Origin of the sequence: Pseudomonas sp. 50_B (assembly GCF_017491625.1) — a bacterium.
GTDB classification, from domain to species: domain Bacteria; phylum Pseudomonadota; class Gammaproteobacteria; order Pseudomonadales; family Pseudomonadaceae; genus Aquipseudomonas; species Aquipseudomonas danubii.
On record NZ_JAFGYX010000071.1, the window covers coordinates 1 to 610 of the forward strand.

Genomic DNA, 610 nt, shown 5'->3' on the forward strand with positions numbered 1-610 from the left:
CTCCGCAGGAGACGCTAAACCTGCCTCCCCGATATTCCTGACCTATCGCGCCGCCTGGTTTTGCGAGCGCGAGCGCTCGTTCGCAGCCTTCGGCAGCGGCTACAAGGAGCCGGCCTGCGCACCTTGGTTTTGGCTTTTGATCTTGATCTTGATCTTCCGGCCCCTTCCCAGCCGGCCGAGCGTAGGCGTTGCGTAGGGGGCAGCTCGGCATGGATGCCGAGCTAGCCGCCACCCGGCCATGGATGGCCGGTTGGCGGCGGGCCCCCGGAGCAATGCCGGAGAGAGGGCACCCCGAGCCACAGCGAGGGGCCCATGGAGGGGCAAGCGTTTTTTGGTTCCTTTTTTTGGCGTTTGAAAAAAAGGGACTCGCCGTAAGGGCGAAACCATAAGTGGCCATTACCGCAGGAATGGATATGTACTCCGTCCCCCATCGCCGCAAGGGCGAAACCCTAAGTGGCCGCACCCGCAGCAACGGATATGTACTCCATCCCAATCTCCGTAGTCAGGGCAAAACCGCCATAACCACAGCACCGGATACGCCCGGTGCTGGGGGTGTGGCCGCTGGCGGTTTCGCTCTTACAGCGGGGGTTGGGTACATATCCGTTCCTGC

The 610-nt window shown here is 62.3% G+C and carries 1 protein-coding gene; it reads left to right on the forward strand.

Annotated features, from left to right (window positions below; all coding sequences use genetic code 11):
- A partial coding sequence (locus J5M73_RS30935) for a hypothetical protein (RefSeq protein ID WP_207816853.1) occupies window positions 1-196 on the forward strand: 196 nt, incomplete at its 5' end.
- Window positions 197-610 lie beyond the last annotated feature (414 nt).